The 12,928-nt window shown below is 71.9% G+C and carries 12 protein-coding genes; 3 read left to right on the top strand and 9 right to left on the bottom strand.

What is annotated here, in order from left to right; all coding sequences use genetic code 11:
* On the top strand, positions 1-693 hold a 693-nt coding region (locus JJ683_RS11545), incomplete at its 5' end, for an SAF domain-containing protein (protein ID WP_200174217.1).
* A 56-nt stretch (positions 694-749) separates the two neighbouring features.
* Here the strand turns inward: JJ683_RS11545 and JJ683_RS11540 are convergent.
* From JJ683_RS11540 to JJ683_RS11515, 6 genes are all read right to left on the bottom strand, one after another.
* Positions 750-1,010, bottom strand: a complete 261-nt coding sequence (locus tag JJ683_RS11540) for a hypothetical protein (protein WP_200174216.1) — start codon at positions 1,008-1,010, stop codon at positions 750-752.
* Positions 997-1,494, bottom strand: coding sequence for a MogA/MoaB family molybdenum cofactor biosynthesis protein (locus tag JJ683_RS11535; RefSeq protein ID WP_200174247.1), 498 nt, complete (start codon positions 1,492-1,494; stop codon positions 997-999). The genes JJ683_RS11540 and JJ683_RS11535 overlap by 14 nt, the downstream gene beginning before the upstream one ends.
* Before the next feature lie 167 nt (positions 1,495-1,661).
* Positions 1,662-3,164, bottom strand: a complete 1,503-nt coding sequence (locus JJ683_RS11530; RefSeq protein WP_200174214.1) for a S1C family serine protease — start codon at positions 3,162-3,164, stop codon at positions 1,662-1,664.
* A 202-nt stretch (positions 3,165-3,366) separates the two neighbouring features.
* Positions 3,367-4,791, bottom strand: a complete 1,425-nt coding sequence (locus tag JJ683_RS11525) for a HAMP domain-containing sensor histidine kinase (RefSeq protein WP_307810876.1) — start codon at positions 4,789-4,791, stop codon at positions 3,367-3,369.
* Positions 4,788-5,483: a response regulator transcription factor gene (locus JJ683_RS11520; protein WP_200174243.1), complete on the bottom strand. Its 696-nt coding sequence runs from the start codon at positions 5,481-5,483 to the stop codon at positions 4,788-4,790. Before JJ683_RS11520 ends, JJ683_RS11525 begins: the two co-directional genes overlap by 4 nt.
* A 15-nt stretch (positions 5,484-5,498) precedes the next feature.
* Positions 5,499-6,128, bottom strand: coding sequence for a trimeric intracellular cation channel family protein (locus tag JJ683_RS11515; protein WP_200174241.1), 630 nt, complete (start codon positions 6,126-6,128; stop codon positions 5,499-5,501).
* 290 nt (positions 6,129-6,418) lie between these two features.
* Between JJ683_RS11515 and rpsR the strand changes: the two genes are divergently transcribed.
* Complete coding sequence (gene rpsR / locus JJ683_RS11510) at positions 6,419-6,685, top strand: 30S ribosomal protein S18 (RefSeq protein ID WP_200174213.1); 267 nt, start codon at positions 6,419-6,421, stop codon at positions 6,683-6,685.
* Between the two features lie 161 nt (positions 6,686-6,846).
* Entirely contained in the window at positions 6,847-7,332 is a 486-nt protein-coding gene (locus JJ683_RS11505; protein ID WP_307810874.1) for a nuclear transport factor 2 family protein, read from the top strand.
* A gap of 16 nt (positions 7,333-7,348) precedes the next feature.
* On the opposite strand, the gene JJ683_RS11500 is transcribed toward JJ683_RS11505, so the two are convergent.
* The 3 genes from JJ683_RS11500 to JJ683_RS11490 form a co-directional block, all read right to left on the bottom strand.
* Positions 7,349-9,367, bottom strand: a complete 2,019-nt coding sequence (locus tag JJ683_RS11500) for a vWA domain-containing protein (protein ID WP_242474632.1) — start codon at positions 9,365-9,367, stop codon at positions 7,349-7,351.
* Entirely contained in the window at positions 9,367-10,680 is a 1,314-nt protein-coding gene (locus JJ683_RS11495) for an ATP-binding protein (RefSeq protein ID WP_200174234.1), read from the bottom strand. Before JJ683_RS11495 ends, JJ683_RS11500 begins: the two co-directional genes overlap by 1 nt.
* 118 nt (positions 10,681-10,798) lie before the next feature.
* The gene (locus tag JJ683_RS11490; RefSeq protein ID WP_200174212.1) at positions 10,799-12,922 is read right to left on the bottom strand and encodes an MMPL family transporter; all 2,124 of its coding nucleotides are present in this window, start codon (positions 12,920-12,922) and stop codon (positions 10,799-10,801) included.
* Positions 12,923-12,928 lie beyond the last annotated feature (6 nt).

Here is a 12,928-nt window from a genome sequence, read left to right as displayed (position 1 = left end):
TGGCCGCGCGCCGTCGCCCTGCGCCGCTGCGCGGCGGCGGTGCTGGCGGTCACGGCGGTGGTCCTCGCCGTCCGCGGAGATCCTGCCTCGGACGAGGTCGACGTCGTCATCGCCGCGCATGACCTGTCGCCCGGTTCGGAGATCACGGCCGCGGACCTGGCCGTGGTGCGGCGAGCTTCACGGGCCGTGCCACGCGGCGCATTGTCGGCGGCGGACGCCGCGCTGGAACGCATCATCGCCGCTCCCGTTCGCGCCGGGGAGGCGCTGACCGATGTGCGGCTGCTGGGAGAACCATTGGCCAGGGCGGCCGCGGGGGTGCAGGACGCCCGCCTGGTCACCGTCCGCCTCGCCGACCCGGCACTCGCCGAGGTGGTGCACGCCGGCGATCTCGTCGACATCATCGCTGCGCCGCCCGACGACCAGGCGCAGACGACCGAACTCACCGGCGCCGACAACGTCGACACCGGCGGCGGTGCCGCCCCGGGGCGGTCAGGAGATCTCCCGCCTGTCAGTCCCCGCCGCGACGATTCCCCGTTGACGATGGCCACCGCTGCACCCGTCGTGCTCGTGCCACCGGCCGCCGACTCGAGGTCACGCCGCGGGCGCATCCTGCTGGTGGCGCTGCCTGCGCAGCAGGCGGCGCGCGTGGCATCCGCGTCGATGACCCGCGCCATGACCGTCACAATGCACTGAAACCCGCGGCATCGACCACATCGCGTGATGGACCTGCTCCGGACCGGTCGGGCGACTCAGCCGTGGTGCGGGGGCACGTTGCTGCGCAGCCATTCCTCGGCGCCGTCCCCGCCCCTCTCGCGCACGCTGTTCCGCGCAAGCTCGTCGCCGCCGGCTTCGGGCAGGTTGTCCCCGAAGATGCGGTCGATCCTGGCGCGCTGCGCGGCGCACCGACGCGCCCGGTCCGCCGCAGCCGCCGGAGCCTCGTCGGGCGTCGGATCGTCATGGAGCGGCGGGGGCGCCGCGGCCCGGCCGGCCGGATCGCTACTCGTCGACACGCGAGAGATCTCCGATCACGTGCCGGGCCAGGCGCGCGAGCGTCGCCATCCCGTCGCGGATGGATTCGCGGGTGCCCGCCAGGTTGACAACGAGCGTGCTCCCGGAGATGCCCGCGACGCCGCGCGACAGGCCGCCCTCGATGGAGCCCGCGGCCAGCGCCGAGGACCGCAGTGCCTCGGCGATCCCGGGTATCTCGCGGTCGAGGATCTCTATGGTGACCTCGGGGGTGACGTCACGCGGCGACACCCCTGTGCCGCCGACGGACACGACCAGGTCCACGCCGCCGATCACGGCGGTGTTGAGCGCCTTGCGGATCTCCACCTCGTCCGAGGCGACGACCACGGTCCCGTCGACGAGGAAACCGTCCTCCCGCAGCAGCTCGCCCACCAGGGGGCCGGACTCGTCTTCGACGTCGCCGTGGGCCGCCCGATCGTCGACGACGACGATCAGCGCCCGCCCCGCGAGAGTGTTCAGTCTGTCCATACGGTCCACCGTAGTGCCCAGCAGCGCCGTCGCGGCGATTCCGTCGTCGGTCAGACGGAATCCGTTGGTCTCGCTGAAGGTGTTGGTCTCGCTGTCGGTGTCGGTGTCGATGATGATCACTGTGCTCCTGATGCTCCGGTTGTCGATGATACGGCCCGCCCCGCCGGTCAGTTCTGCGCTTCTCCGAGCGTCACGTCGACGGTGTGCGGATTCCCGCCGTTCTCGTCGGTGACCGTGACGGTGACCTTGTCGCCGGGCGCGTGGGACCGGACCGCTGCGATCAACCCGTCACCGCCACTCACGACCCGGTCATCGACCTTCGTGATCACCTGCCCCTTCTTGATGCCCGCCTGGTCCGCCGGCCCGCCCGGCAGCACCGACATCACCAGTGCGCCGGAGGCATTGGAACGGACGGGGACGGTGATTCCGATCTGCGCATGCTGGGCGTGCCCGGTGGTGATCAGGTCCTGGGAGATCTGCTTGACCTGCTCGACAGGAATGGCGAAGCCGAGGCCGATGGAGCCGGACTGCTGCCCCATGCCCTCGCCGAGCGAAGCGATGGCGGTGTTCATGCCGATCAGCTGGCCCTTCATGTTCACCAGCGCGCCGCCGGAGTTGCCCGGATTGATGGCGGCATCGGTCTGGATCGCGTCGATCACCGTCGCCTGGTCGCCGCTGTTGCCGCTGGTGGACACCGGCCGATTGAGTGCGCTGATGATTCCCGCTGTGACGGTGCCGGACAGGCCCAGCGGCGAGCCGATGGCGACCACCTGCTGGCCCACCTGGAGGTTGGAGGACGAGCCGAGCTCGATCGGTGTGAGTCCCGTCTTGTCGGCCTTGATCACCGCGATGTCGGTGACGGGGTCCGCGGCGACGATCTTCGCGGGACTCGTGGACCCGTCCGCGAACGTCACCTGGATCTGCACGGGCCCGGAGGACTCGGCCGTGGCAACGTGGTTGTTGGTGAGGATCATCCCGTCCTGCGACAGGATTATGCCGGAGCCTTCACCGCCCCCGCCGCGCGTGGCCACCTTGATCTCGACGACGCTCGGCAGCACTTTCTGCGCCACCTGCTGCACCGATCCGCTGGGGGCGGCCGCGGTGGGCTGCGCCTTGGTGGTCGAATCGTTGAGCGCCTGCACGACCGACGCCGAACCGGAATCGTCATTGGTCGCGAAGTACGCGCCGGTCACGCCACCGATAGCCCCGCCGACGAGCGCGAACGCGAGCGCCCCGGCGACGAGCACGGCCGCGCCCGGCCTGCGGCGCGGGGGTTTCGCCGCCAGCGGTGACGGCGCCCCGTGCTGCGGGCCCGGGTAGTGCTCGGGGCCCGGCCCCGGATACACCCCCTGGTATGCGCCGCCCGGCGGGTACGGTCCGGGCGCCTGGTAGGGGCCCGGACCCGGATAGTGCGCGGGCGGCGGCGTCCCCAGCCCGTGGAGCTCCTCGGTGGGGTGCGGACCGTCCGGCGCTCCCGCCTGCGGGCCGTATTGCTGTGGCGGGTCCTGCGTGCCGCCCAGGTCCCCGTCGTGTCCAGGTCCGCGGCCGTGCTCCCCGCCGTCGAATCCGCCGTCGGGATCGCGCCTGTCGGGATCGCGCCTGTCGGGATTGCGCCTGTCGGGATCGCGCCTGTCGGGATTGCGCCTGTCGGGATTGCGATTGTCGTCCATTCTCGGCCTCTCTCCCTGGCGGCGCCCACGCCGCCGCGATCTTCGGATGCCGCCGCGCCGGCGGACTATCCCGGCGGCGCGGTCCCCGCGCCGCCCCGGGGCGGCGACCTCTGATCTTCAGCCTGGTGCACGTTGCTGAGAACGCACTGAGAGCACACTGGTGATTCCCCGTGGAACGAATTACGAACCCTGTGGGCGCGGCTCAACCGTCCACGTGCGTCCTCGCCCCGGGCGCCGACCCCGGCTCGCCCGGCAGGGCGATGCGGATCAACGCGCCCCCACGATCGGACACGTCCGCGGTGATGACCCCGCCGTGTTTCACGACGACCTGCCGCACGATCGCCAGGCCCAGGCCCGAGCCCGGCATCGAGCGGGCTGTGTCCGACCGGTAGAAGCGCTCGAACACCAACTGCCTGTCCGGCTCGGGGATCCCCGGCCCGGCGTCGGCCACCGTGAGCTCGGCCAGATGCGGCCCCACCTGGCGGAGCGCTACGTGCACCTTCTCCCCCGGCGGGCTCCACTTGGCCGCGTTGTCCAGGATGTTCAGTACCGCACGGCCGAATCCACCGGCGTCGCCGTAGACGAACCACGACGCCGCCCACACCTCGAATTGCACGTCGGAGCGGCGCCGTTGCACGCGGTCGAGCGCCCCGTCCAGCACCTCGCGCAGGTCGATACGCTGCCGCACGGTCTCCGGGCTGTCCTCCCGCGCGAGGTCCACCAGATCCGCCACGAGGGTCGACAACTCCTCGATCTGCGCCAGCACGTCGTCGCGTATCGCCTCGGTCTCCCCCGGGGGCAAAGCAGGCGCGCCAGGACGCCCGGCGGCGATGAGCAGCTCCGCGTTGGTGCGCAGCGATGTCAACGGCGTCTTGAGCTCATGACCGGCGTCGGCGACCAGCCGGCTCTGCCGTTCACGCGAGTCCGCCAGGGCACGCAGCATCGCATTGAAGCTCATCGTGAGTCGTGCGAGTTCGTCGTTGCCGGAGACAGGGATCGGGGTGAGGTCGTCCGTGCGCGCGACGCGCTCGGCCGCCGCGGTGAGCCGGCTGACCGGGCGCAGACCGGTTCTGCCGACGGCGGTTCCGGCCGCCGCCGCGACGACGACGCCGATGCCGCCGACGATCCCGAGCACCAGCGCCAACCTGTCGAGCACCCGCTGCGTGGGCGCCAGCCGTTGCGAGAGCACCAGGGTGACCCCGGATTGGGAACGCTCCGCGAGGATACGTTGGCCGCCCGCGGTGCGCAGTGACGACTGGTCGTGCCCGCTCGCCACCGCGACCTCCGGTCCGCCGATGGGGATGCGAGGGCCGGGTGCGTACACGGAGCCGTCGGGGTAGATCAGCGCCACGCTGATGTCCGAGGTGAACGCCCGCGCGAGTGTGAGGACGAAGCTGGGGTCCAATGCCAGCGCCGAGCTGTCGACGAACGTCGCGGCACGCGCACGCAACTGCGTGTCCACCGAGGTGTACAGGGCGGAGCGGACGACGAAGTATGTCGAGACCGCCATCGCCGCCACCAGCACCACCGCGACCGTCGTCGCCAGCGCCGTGACACGCCCGCGCAGCGAAACGCGGCGCAGGTGCGCCAGCCACGCGCGCGGATCCGGACGCAGGTGCTGCGTCACGGGGGACTTTCCCGCAGCACGTAGCCGACGCCCCGGACCGTGTGTATCAGGCGCGGCTCGCCGCCGGCCTCGGTCTTGCGGCGCAGATAGCCGATGTACACCTCCAGTGCATTGCCGGACGTGGGGAAGTCGTAGCCCCACACCTCCTCCAGGATCCGGCCCCGTGTGAGAACCCTTTTCGAGTTCGCCAGCAGCATCTCCAGCAGCGAGAACTCCGTGCGCGTGAGACTGATGGGGCGGTCGCCGCGCATGATCTCGCGGCTACCTTGGTCCAGGGTGAGGTCGGCGAACGCCAGCACCTCGGCGGGTTCGCCGTCCGCGTCCTCCTCCGGGTTGGCGCGACGCAGCAGGGCGCGTAGCCGGGCCAGGAGCTCCTCCATGGCGAACGGCTTCGGCAGGTAGTCGTCCGCACCGACGTCCAGCCCCGCCACGCGCTCCGAGACGGAATCGCGCGCGGTGAGCATCAGTACCGGAAGGTCGTCGCCGGTGCCGCGCAGGCGCCGGCACACCTCCAGCCCGTCGACGCGCGGCATCATCACGTCCAGCACCACAGCGTCGGGCCGTGCCGCGTCGATCTTCTCCAACGCGTCGAGGCCGTCGTGCGCGGTCTCGACCGCATAGCCGTTGAACGTCAACGACCGGCGCAACGAATCACGCACCGCACGGTCGTCGTCGACCACCAGAATGTTCACCGCCACACGCAAAGCCTACGAGGTCCGGCCCCACTGCGGCGGCGACGGCAGGTTCCACCCGCGCGCCAGCGCCGCCAGGCGCAGCACCGTGGCGATGACCGTCCCCGTCACCAATCCCCACGGATACGGCACCGAGCCCAGCTCGAAGCCCACGACGATCGTCGCCCCGACCAGCGCCGGGGTCGCATACAAGTCACGGTGCAACAGCAGTGGCATCTCGTTGACCAGCACGTCGCGCAGCACCCCGCCGCCGATCGCGGTGATCGCGCCGATGAGGATCGCGGCCCACCATTCGGCGTCGTGGCGCAGCGCCGTCGCCGCGCCGGTGGTGGCGAACACCCCCATTCCCAGTGCGTCGAGCCACAACACCGCGGTCTGCACGTGCCCCAGCAGCGGGTGCAGCAGGAACACCCCCAGCGAGAAGGCCAGCGCGACGACGAAATCGGGCCACTGCACCAAGGCTGTGGGCGGGTGCACGCCCAGCAGGACGTCCCTGGTGATGCCGCCGCCGATGCCCGTGGTGACGCCGACGACGCACACCCCGAACAGATCCAGGCGCTTGAACACCCCGATCGACGCGCCGGAGGCGGCGAACGCGGCCGTGCCGACGAGGTCGAGTGTGGTGAGCACAGCGGCCTCCTCCATCGTTCGCGGGCGGGACATGCGCGGGCCACCGCGATTATGCCCGGCCGTGCCCAACCGTCGGGATCTCTGCCCTGCATCCGGACACCCGGGCACCGGCCGGGCCGACGATGCACCCCTGAGTGGACCACGGGGCGTGCCCTCGCGTAGGTTTATCTGGTCATGGGTGTGCCCGCCGGGCCTCCCCACGGGTGGAGCTGCCCGGAAGTCCTGTCACAGGTCGAGTCACACCCGCCCACGGCGTCGCACCCCCCGCCGCGCCGCACCGAAACGCCGCTAGGAGGCCGCACAATATGGCTGGCAAGAGGAATTCGTCGTCGTCGTCGTCCCGCAAGAACCGCAACGACGCGCCCCGCAAGCCCAAGAAGAACCCGTTGACCGCCGCCGGCATCGCCACGGTCGACTACAAGGACATCAACCTGCTGCGCACGTTCATCTCCGACCGCGGCAAGATCCGCTCGCGCCGCGTGACGGGGCTGAGCCCGCAGCAGCAGCGGCAGGTCGCCACCGCCGTCAAGAACGCCCGTGAGATGGCGCTGCTGCCGTACACCACGCACTGACCGCCCATGCCCGGCCGCGTCGCGCGGCCGGGCCCGGTGATCGGGAGCACTTCTCCGGCGGGAGCCGGGCAGGACGTAGCGTTCGTCCTGCCCGGCTCCTTGCATTCGCGTGCCGGGCCGGAAGCACCCGCCGAACCGACACCCCGCCACAGGAGCAGCACGTGACCCACGCAGCCCCGGCCGACCCGGCCCTGGCCACCCTCGTCGCCATCGAGGAGATCAAGCGGCTCAAGCACCGCTACCTGCGCTGCCTCGACGGCAAGGACTGGGAGCCGTTCACCGACACCCTCGCGCCGTCGATCACGGCCAAGTACGGCAAGTACACCTTCGACGACCGGGACGCGCTGGTGGCGTTCATGCGCAAGCACATGGGCCGCAAGGAGATGCTCACCGAGCACTTCGTCGCACACCCCGAGATCACCGTCGACGGAGACACGGCGCACGGCTACTGGCATCTCAGCGACACCGTGCTCATCCCCTCGCAGGGCGTGATGCTGCGCGGCGCGGCCGTCTACGACGACGACTATGCGCGCGGCGAGGACGGGCAGTGGCGCATCACCCGCACCGGGTACGAACGCGCCTACGAGTACGTGGTGAAGCTGGAGGATCTGCCCAGCTTCACCGTCACCGCCAACAAGTGGGCGTGACGGCGGGCGGCCCGGCTCACCGCCTGCGCCGCGCCCGGAGGTAGTCGCCCACCACTGCGGCGCCCAGCCCGTCGGCGTCGGGGGCGACGACGCGGCCGGACACGCGGCGCGCCATCGTGTCGACGAACCGCCCCAGACCCGGATCGCCGCCGAGCCGGAAGAACGTCACCTGCGCGCCGAGCCTGCGCAACGCGTCGAGTTCCTCCACGGTGTGCGCGAGTGTGACCGGGTGCGGCGGGTAGTCGAAGAACGCGTCGCCGCCCGGCTGCAGGTGAGCTGTGGGTTCGCCGTCGGTCACCACCAGCACCACCGGCTGCGCGTCCGGGTATCGGCGCACGTGCCGCCCGGCCAGCAGCAGCCCGTGGTGCAGGTTGGTGCCCTGCTCGAAGATCTCGTCCAGGCCGGCCAGCTCCTGCACGGACATGGTGCGCGCATGCCGCCCGAAGGCGATGATCTGCAGGTGGTCCCCGCGGAAGCGGGTCCGCACGAGATGCTCGAGCGCCAGCGCCGTGCGCTTCATGGGCACCCACCGGCCGTCCATCACCATCGAGAACGAGATGTCCACCAGCAGCGCCACCGCCGCGCGGGTGCGCCTCTCGTTCTCGACCACCTCCACGTCGTCCACTCTCAAACGTACCGGGGGGCCGGAGCCCGTCCCTGCCGTGCGCAGGACCGCGTTGACGACCGTGCGGGTGGTGTCCCACGGTTCGGTGTCGCCGAACCGCCACGGCCGCGCGGCGCCCGTCGGTTCGCCCGCCGCACCCGCGCGGTGCGTTTCGCGGCCGCCGGCCCGCGACGAGAGGCTGCGCGCGACATCGCGCAGCGCGGCCTGACCGAGTTTGCGCATCGCGGCCGGCGACAGGCGCAGATCGCCGTCGGGCCCCCGGTCCACCAGTCCCTGCTCGTGCAGGGCGCGCTCGAGTTCCGCGAGCGTGCGCGCATCCACGGCGGCCTCGCCCCCCAGCAACCGGGCCAGCTCGTCGAGGTCGACGTCGTCCATCGTCGCGCCCGGGTACTGCTGCGACAGCGTCTCCGACAACGCCTCGAGGTCACCGATCTGCTGGATCGCCGACGTCCCCTCGCCGAGGCCCATCCCCTCGGACCCGCCGAAATCCTCGTCGCCGGACCACCCGGCGCCGGGGCGCGCCGCCTGCAGCTGCCCGTCGAGGCGTGCGAGCTGCTCGGCGATGCCCGGGTTCCCGAAGGCCTGCCGGGCGAGCGCGTCGAGTTCCGCGCGCTGGTCTTCCGACAGCGAATTGCGCAGCCGCTGCGCCGCCGCTGCGCGCGCCGCGAGCGCGTCGATGAGCTCGTCGACGCTCGCGGGCCCCTCCGGGAAGAAGTCGCCGTACCCGTCCATGAACTCCGCGAACCGTGCGGTCGTGTCCTCCCCCCGGTTGTGCGCGTCCAGGAGGCCGGACAGCGCCTCCAGCATCCGCTCGACGCGCCGGCGGTCCTCGTCGGTGGCGTTCTCCAGCGCCTGCTTCATCCCCGCGAACCTCTGATCGAGCATCTCGCGGCCCAGCAGGTCCTTGATCTGCTCGTACTTGTCCCGCGCCTCGGCGCTCCGCCACGGATAGGCGCCGAGCTCCTCGACGGCCTTGGCCGTGGACGGCGGCAGCTCGGCCAGCTGCATCTCCTGGAACCGCGCGTCGTCGTCGAGCGCACGCGCCAGGGCCTTGCGTTCCTCCAGCACCGCCTCGTCCAGCAGGCTGCGCGCCTCCTCGAGGGTGCCGGACAGGTCGCCTCTGTCGAGCAGCTCGCTCCGGCGCCGGGCGGCGCGGCGGCGCAGCTCGTCGAGCCCCGCGGTCCCTCGCATGCCGCGGCGCAGCAACTCCCGTACCGCGCGGCGCGGCGAGGTGCCCGCCATGACCTGCTCACCGATGTCGGCGAGCGCCTCGCGCAGATCCACCGGCGGCGCAAGCGGGTCCGGGCCGCCCCGGTACCGGCCGTACCGGGCGTGACGGAGGTCCGTCTGCGGGCCACCCGGATCGTGGCCGCCGTGCCCGCGGCGTCCCCGCGGATCGGGGCCGGTCATCAGCCGTACACCGTCCTGCCGTCATCGTCGCCGGTGTCCTTCGCCACCCGGCGCGCCAGGAACAGCCCCTCGAGCGCGAACTCCACCGCAGAGGCGCGTTCGCCCGCGGTGCGCGCGCCGAGCCGTTCGATCACCGGGGCGACGGTCTCCGCATCGGCGAGTGAACCCAGCAATTCGGCCGCGGAGACGTCGTCGCCGGTGACCACCTGCGTCCCCTGGTCGATCAACGACACCAGCGGGCCGAGGTCGATCCCGCCCAGCCGCCCCCGCACCGTGTCGGCGGTGGCCCGGCGGAGCAGGTGCTCGAGCACCGCGTCCTCGCGACCCTCCTCGCCGGATTCGAACTCGAGCTTGCCCCGCAGCACCGGTATCACCGCCTCGAGATCCACCGGGCGCGCCACCCCCTGCTCGCCGGGCTGGTGCAGGATCGCGGAGCGCCGCAACGCCCCGGCGGCCACCGTCTCGGCGGCGGCGATGGAGAAGCGCGCGGACACACCCGAACTCTGGTCGACGGAGGTGGACTCGCGCAGCAGCCGCGTGAACCGGGCCAGCACCTCCAGCAGGTGCTCCGGCACCTCCGCCACCAGCTGCGACTCTTGGCGGATGACGGCCACCTCGTCATCCAGCTCGAGCGGGTAGTGCGTGCGGACCTCGGCGCCGAAGCGGTCCTTGAGGGGTGTGATGATCCGGCCGCGGTTGGTGTAGTCCTCGGGATTGGAGCTGGCCACCAGCAGCACGTCCAACGGCAGCCGCAGCGAGTGGCCGCGCACCTGGATGTCGCGCTCCTCCATGACGTTGAGCAGCGCCACCTGGATGCGCTCGGCCAGGTCCGGCAGCTCGTTGACGGCCATGATTCCCCGGTGCGCGCGTGGCACCAGCCCGAAGTGGATGGTCTCCGGGTCGCCCAGGCTGCGCCCCTCCGCCACCTTGACCGGGTCGACGTCGCCCACCAGGTCACCCACCGACGTGTCCGGGGTGGCGAGCTTCTCCAGGTACCGATCGCCCCGGTGGCGCCACGCGACAGGCAGCTCGTCGCCCAGCTCTGCCGCACGTCGCCGCGACTCCGAGGTGATGGGGTCGAACGGGTGCTCGCCCAACTCCGCGCCGTCGATGACCGGGGTCCACTCGTCCAGCAGCAGCGGCAGTGTCCGGAGCAGGCGCGACTTGCCCTGGCCGCGCTCGCCGAGCAGGACGATGTCGTGACCGGCCAGCAGGGCACGCTCAAGCTGCGGCAGCACGGTCGCGCCGAAGCCGAGCAGGCCGGGCGCGGAGTCCCGCCCGTCGCGCAGCGCGTCGAGCAGGTTGCGCCGCATCTCAGACTTCACGCTTTCCCTACGGTGGCCCGACGCGCGCAGCCGACCGACGGTGGTGGGGGCGGGCGGCGCCGAAGCGGTGGATTCTTGAGAGGAGATCGCCGTCACCTGTCCCAGGCTACGAGCCCGCACCGGGATTGCCCACCGTTCCGCCTTTCGGGCCCCGCCCCCGCACGCCCGGCCACCAGATACGGTCGCCGATCTGCAAGGACAGCGCCGGAACGAGCAGCGTGCGCACCACGATGGTGTCCAGCAGGACGCCGAAGGCCACGATGAACGAGATCTGCGCCAGAAACAGCAACGGAATCACCGCCAGCGAGGCGAAGGTGGCCGCGAGCACCACCCCCGCCGAGGTGATCACCCCGCCGGTCACCGCCAGGGCGCGCGGCACTCCCGCCACCGTGCCGTCGCGCGCCGATTCCTCGCGCACACGCGTCATGAGGAAGATGTTGTAGTCGATCCCGAGCGCCACGAGGAAGACGAAGCCGAACAGCGGCATCGCCGGATCCGAACCGGGGAAGCCGAGCAGGTGGTTGAACACCAGTGCCGACGCGCCCAGCGCGGACGCGAACGACAACACCACGGTGACTATGAGCATCACCGGCGCCACCACCGCCCGCAACAGCAGAATCAGCACCGCCAGCACGACGGCGAGCACCACGGGGATGATCACCGTCCGATCCCGGACCGACGTCGCCCGCACGTCCACCTGTACCGCCGACATCCCGCCGACCATTGCGTGCGCCCCGGGCACGGCGTGCACCGCGTCGCGCAACCGGCCCACCGTGTCGAGCGCGGCGTCGGAATCGGGCGGGTCGGCGAGCACCGCGTCGATCTCGGTGTCGCCGCCCGCGCTCGCGACCGTCCGCACCGCCACCACCCCGTCGACCCGCCGGGCCGCCTCCGACACCGTGGAGGCGTCGCCGTCGTCGGTCACGATGATCGCAGGCGCGGACGCCCCCGCGGGGAAGTGCTCGCCGATGATCCGCTGCGCCACCTTCGAATCGACCTCGCGGAGGAACACCTCCGACTGGGGAACCCCGCCCGCACGGAACTGCGGCGCGAAGGCGGCGAGCACGAACAGGACGACCAACGCCCCCGCGGCGTACCGGCGGGGATGGTCGCGCACGCTCCGCGACAGCCGCCACCAACGCGGATGCTCGGCGGCCACGATCGCCTCCGGATCGGCGTACGCCGCAGCCCCCGGCAGCACCCGCGGCACCCGCGGCCAGAAGACGCGCCTGCCGAGCGGCAGCAGCATCGCCGGCAGAAACGTCATCGTGGCCAGCAGCGATCCGACGATGCCGATCGCCGCTATGGGGCCGAGGCTGCGGTTGGACTGCAGCTCGGACAACAGCATGCACAGCAGCCCCAGGATCACCGTGCCCCCGGAGGCCGCGACGGGCGCGAGGGTGGCGCGCCAGGCCCGGCGCATCGCCCTGAACCGGTCCGGCGTCAGCGCCAGCTCCTCGCGATAGCGGGCCACCAACAGAAGGGCGTAGTCCGTGGCGGCGCCGAACACCAGGATGAACATGATGCCCTGGCTCTGCGCGTCGATGGTCACCACGTGGTGGTCCGCCAGCGCGTAGACCACCAGCGACGACGACGCGAGCGCCCCCACCGCGGACAGCAGCACCGCAACGGGCAACAGCGGGCTGCGGTAGACGACCACCAGGATCACCATCACCACGCACCCCGCCACCACCAGGAGCATCCCGTCGATCCCGGCTATAGCGCTGGTGAAATCGGCGACGACGCCCGCCTCGCCGCCGATGTGCACCGAGAGCCCGGCGGGCGCGCCGGAGTCGAGCGCGTCACGCAGGCGCGACACCTCGCCCGGCATGCCGTCGTCCGGAACCACGCCGAGCCCGCCCACCATCGCCGCACCGTCGGCCGACCGCACCGGACCCAACACGTCGTCGCCGAAGCCGCCGGTACCCGCCGCAGACCGCAGCATCCGCGCCAGGTAGGCCTCGTCCGCCGGGGTGATCCCGGACCCGCGCTCGGCCACCACCGCCACCGAGGCGGTGTTCGCCCCGCGGATCTGCTCGACGTCGCGCAGCACGTGGGCCGATTCCGCGTCCTCCGGGAGCCAGGCCGCACTGTTGTTCTGCTGCAGGCCGGACAGAGCCCCGATCGCGCCGCCGCCGACCCCCGCCAGCGACACCCAGGCGAGCAAGGCCAGCGCGGGCAGCAGCAGGCGCCGGCGGCGACGCGCCGGTACCGGGCTGCGGAGCTCCACGCCCAC

Origin of the sequence: Tomitella cavernea, from assembly GCF_016599145.1 — a bacterium.
Classification (GTDB): domain Bacteria; phylum Actinomycetota; class Actinomycetes; order Mycobacteriales; family Mycobacteriaceae; genus Tomitella; species Tomitella cavernae.
The sequence above is the reverse complement of the archived record's forward strand: the minus strand, read 5'-3'. Positions and strand labels throughout refer to the sequence as shown.